This window comes from Dietzia sp. CW19 (assembly GCF_014145265.1).
Classification (GTDB): domain Bacteria; phylum Actinomycetota; class Actinomycetes; order Mycobacteriales; family Mycobacteriaceae; genus Dietzia; species Dietzia natronolimnaea.
This window is the reverse complement of the sequence record NZ_JAALEE010000409.1, coordinates 1-4,125: the sequence shown is the minus strand read 5'-3', so window position 1 is coordinate 4,125 and position 4,125 is coordinate 1. Positions and strand designations below refer to the sequence as shown.

Annotated in this window: 4 protein-coding genes and 1 pseudogene; 3 read left to right on the top strand and 2 right to left on the bottom strand. The window is 70.6% G+C overall.

Annotated features, from left to right (window positions below):
* A pseudogene (locus G6021_RS12260) lies at positions 1 to 250 on the top strand (hypothetical protein); the annotation flags it as partial.
* Between the two features lie 7 nt (positions 251 to 257).
* On the opposite strand, the gene G6021_RS12255 reads toward G6021_RS12260, so the two are convergent.
* Together G6021_RS12255 and G6021_RS12250 are read right to left on the bottom strand one after the other, a co-directional pair.
* Complete coding sequence (locus G6021_RS12255; RefSeq protein WP_182609329.1) at positions 258 to 917, bottom strand: TrkA family potassium uptake protein; 660 nt, start codon at positions 915 to 917, stop codon at positions 258 to 260.
* A gap of 106 nt (positions 918 to 1,023) precedes the next feature.
* Positions 1,024 to 1,686 (bottom strand): TrkA family potassium uptake protein, encoded by a 663-nt coding sequence (locus G6021_RS12250; protein ID WP_182609328.1) that lies wholly within the window; start codon positions 1,684 to 1,686, stop codon positions 1,024 to 1,026.
* A gap of 114 nt (positions 1,687 to 1,800) precedes the next feature.
* Here G6021_RS12250 and G6021_RS12245 point away from each other — a divergent pair, with 114 nt between their 5' ends.
* Both G6021_RS12245 and G6021_RS12240 read left to right on the top strand, forming a co-directional pair.
* Positions 1,801 to 3,792 (top strand): amino acid permease, encoded by a 1,992-nt coding sequence (locus tag G6021_RS12245; protein WP_182609330.1) that lies wholly within the window; start codon positions 1,801 to 1,803, stop codon positions 3,790 to 3,792.
* Positions 3,789 to 4,125 (top strand): TRAM domain-containing protein (locus G6021_RS12240; RefSeq protein WP_347237753.1); only part of this gene is annotated, 337 nt, incomplete at its 3' end. The genes G6021_RS12245 and G6021_RS12240, both read left to right, overlap by 4 nt.

Genomic DNA, 4,125 nt, shown 5'->3' with positions numbered 1-4,125 from the left:
CCGGGGCAGCGGCCTCCCGTGGCGCCGACGTGCGGACTCCGGGCCCGCACTGCGCGTGGAGGCGGCCTACTGCGCTGAGGTGGTCGGGATGACACTCGAGGCGATGGGTGTCCTGCTGCCGGCCGGCGACGCCAGTTGGTACGACCCGGGCCGATTCTGGAGCGGGGACGCGCTGCCGCTCGCCCCGGGGTGGGGCTACGGGCGGGAGGTCGCCGTCACCGTTCCCGGTGGAGGAAGCCGGGATCGGTGAGCGTGGGTCAGCCGCCGAGGACCGCGGTGCTCAGGTCCGCCTCCGCGGCCTCCGGCGCCACGACCAGCAACTCGTCGCCCGGTTCGAACGGCACGTCGGGTTCGGGGGCTATCACTCTTCCCCCGCGGAGGATCGCCACCAGCGCCGCGTCCCGGGGGAAGCGGACGCGTGAGACCGGTCTGCCCGCGAGGGGGGTCTGGTCCGGCAGCGTCACGCTCACCAGATTGGCGCCGCCGCGCCGCAGGGTCATCAACCGCACGACGTCCCCGACGGAGACCGCCTCCTCCACGACGGAGACCATGAGTCGGGGGGTGGAGACGGCCACGTCGACGCCCCAGCGGTCGTCGAACAGCCACTCGTTCCGGGGGTCGTTGACGCGGGCGACCACGCGGGACACGGCGAACTCCGTCTTGGCCAGCAGGCTCACGACCAGGTTCACCTTGTCGTCGCCGGTGGCCGCGACCACCACGTCGGACTCCTCCGCGCGGAGTCGTTCGAGGAAGCCCAACTCGCACGCGTCGCCGACGAGTTGCCGGGCACCGGTCACCCCGTCGCGGTCGAAGACCGCCGCGCGCTTGTCGACCAGCGTCACGGTGTGGTCGTTGGCCAGGAGTTCGCGTGCGATCGATCGTCCCACCACGCCGGCCCCGGCCACCAGGACCCGCATGGTGGAGGCGTGGAACGTGCGGGCGGGGGCGCGGTCCAGCAGGCCGGCCCCGTCGGCGTAGTCGGGGACCGAACCGTCGGGGACGGGATCGCCGGTCACGGGTCGGTCAGTCATCAGATGGTCCTCGCTCCAGGATGTCGTCGAGATCGTCGACCACGCCCGAGGGAACGGCGAGGTGGATCAGGTCGTCGGCCTGCACGAGAGTGCTGCCGCCGGGCACCCTGCACTCCCCGAAGCGGGTGAGCGCGACCACGGTGCCACCGACCAGATCGGCGAGAGACGCCAGTCCCACGCCGACCCACACCGACGGAGGGACGACGGCGACGAGCGACACCTCGCCGGTCTGATCGCGCCAGACCACCGGGCTCGACCCGGACGTGATGTACCGGATGAGGCGGCCGGTGGCCCAGGGCACCGTGGCGACGGTGGGAATGCCCAGCCGCTCGTAGACCTCGGCGCGTCCGGCGTCGTAGATCCGGGCGATCACCCGCTCGACGCCGAAGGTCTCGCGGGCCACCCTCGCGGCGATGATGTTGGAGTTGTCCCCGGAGGAGACCGCCGCGAACGCGTCCGCCCCGTGTAACCCGGCGTCGACGAGGACCTCGCGATCGAAGCCGAGCCCGGTGACGGTGCGTCCGTCGAACTGCTCCGCCAACCTGGCGAACGCGGCGGGGTCGCGGTCGATCACCACGACCTCGTGACCGCCCTCGTCGAGCTCGGTCGCGAGCGCCGCGCCGACACGCCCACAGCCCATGATGATGACCCTCATGGCCAGTACCGCTCCTCACGGTCCGCGACGCGCGGACCCGTCCCGATCACGCTACCCTCGTCGGCGGCGCTGTCCCTGCGGCACGCGGAGCCCTACGATGTGTCGGTGTCCAGGATCTCCAGGGTCTCCGTCGGAACCAAGCGCCTGCTGTTGGGGCGCCCCTTCCGCAGCGACACCACCGGGGACACCCCGCTGCGCAAGCGGATAGCGTTGCCGGTCTTCGCGTCGGATGCGTTGTCCTCGGTCGCCTACGCCCCCGAGGAGATCTTCCTCATCCTGTCGTTGGCCGGGGTGTCGGCGCTGGCGTTCACCCCGTGGGTCGGGCTCGCGGTGGCGGTGGTCATGGTGGTCGTGATCGCCTGCTACCGGCAGAACGTCCGCGCGTATCCGTCGGGCGGGGGGGACTACGAGGTCGCCACCGTCAATCTCGGGCCGAACGCCGGTCTGGGTGTGGGGGCGGCCCTCCTCATCGACTACGTGCTCACCGTGGCGGTGTCGATCTCGGCGGCGGCCGCCAACGTCGGCTCCGCGATCCCGTTCGTGCACTCGAACGAGGTGGTGTTCGCCGTCATCGCGATCGTCCTGCTCACCGCGATCAACCTCCGGGGCATCCGGGAGTCCCGCGCGACGTTCGCCATCCCCGTCTACGCGTTCATGGCGGCCATGACCGCGCTGGTGGTGTGGGGGTTGTTCCAGGTCGGCGTGCTTGGACGTGAGCTGAGGGCGGAGTCCGCGGAGTTCGAGCTCGTCACGCCCGACGGCGTGGCGGTCGCCGGGCTCGCGCTCGCGTTCGTGGTGGCCAAGTCCTTCGCCTCGGGCTGTGCCGCGCTGACCGGGGTCGAGGCCATCCACAACGGCGTGCCGGCGTTCCGTAGTCCCCGGGCCAGGAACGCCGCGACGACTCTGGTCATGCTCGGCGTGGTGTCCATCTCGTTCCTGCTCGGGCTCATCGTGCTGGCCAACCAGCTCGGGGTGCAGGTCGCGGAGGACCCGGCCACCCAACTGATCGGTGCGCCGGAGGACTACCAGCAGAAGACGATGATCGCGCAGCTGGCCGACCCGGTCTTCGCGGGTCTCCCTGTCGCCTTCTACGTGATCATGACCATCACCGCCCTCATCCTGGTGCTCGCGGCGAACACCGCCTTCAACGGTTTCCCCGTGCTCGCCTCGGTGCTCGCGCGCGACAAGTACCTGCCGAGGCAGCTCGCCACGCGCGGGGACCGGCTCGCGTTCTCCAACGGGATCGTCCTGCTCGCCGTGGCGGCGATCGTCCTGGTGGTGGCGTTCGACGCGCAGGTCACCGTGCTCATCCAGCTCTACATCGTCGGGGTCTTCGTGGCCTTCACTCTGAGCCAGCTCGGCATGGTCCGCCACTGGACCCGGCGGCTGGGCAACGAGCAGATCCCCGCCGTCCGGCGACGGGTGCAGCGCGCACGGGCGGTCAACGCGGTCGGGTTCGTCCTCACCTCCGGTGTGCTGGTGATCGTCATGAGCACGAAGTTCTTCGCCGGCGCCTACATCGCGGTGCTGGCGATGCTGGCCGTGTTCGGGGTCATGAAACTCATCCATCGTCACTACGAGTCGGTCGCGCGCGAACTCGAGGACTCGTCCTGGGAGGTCGTCCTCCCGAGCCGCACCCACTGTGTGGTGCTGGTGTCCAAACTGCACCTGCCCACCCTCCGGGCACTCGCCTACGCGCGGGCGACCCGACCGGACACCATCGAGGCGCTCACCGTGAACATCGAGACGGCGGAGACCCGGATCCTGGTCCGCGAGTGGGAGAAGCGGCGGATCTCCGTGCCGCTCAAGGTGGTGGAGTCGCCGTACCGGGAGATCAACCGGCCGGTGGTCGACTACGTGAAACGATTGCGTGACCAGTCGCCCCGGGACGTCGTGATCGTGTACATCCCGGAGTACGTCGTGGGCCACTGGTGGGAGCAGCTCCTGCACAATCAGAGCGCGCTGCGTCTGAAGACCCGACTGCTGTACGAGAGGGGTGTCATGGTGACCAGCGTCCCGTGGCAGCTGTCGTCCTCGGACGGCCGCGCGGACCAGGCGCGTGACGAACCCATCATCGGGCGCTGGGGCGGACCGGAGGACCGATGACCCGGACGGAGAGAACCGACTGGACGGGGCGTGTGCTCCGGCTGCGCATCGAGGGCCCAGCGCAGGGCGGGGAGTTCGTGGCCCGGCATTCCGGGCGGGTGGTGTTCTGCCGGGGCGGGATCTCGGGGGAGCTGGTCGAGGTGATGATCCACGACGACCCGGGACGAGCCTTCTGTCGCGGCACCGTGACCGGCGTACTCGAGAGGTCGGTGGACCGGATCGACCCGCTGTGCCCCGCCGCGGCGGCGGGTGCGGGGTGCTGCGACTGGAGCCACATCGACCCGGCGGCCGCCCGTGCGTTCTCGGGGACCGTCCTGGCCGACCAGGCCCGCC

Excerpts from the sequence above, each read along its gene's own strand:
- G6021_RS12255 (WP_182609329.1), bottom strand. The coding sequence starts at position 917 with ATGCGGGTCCTGGTGGCCGGGGCCGGCGTGGTGGGACGATCGATCGCA.
- G6021_RS12250 (WP_182609328.1), bottom strand. The coding sequence starts at position 1,686 with ATGAGGGTCATCATCATGGGCTGTGGGCGTGTCGGCGCGGCGCTCGCG.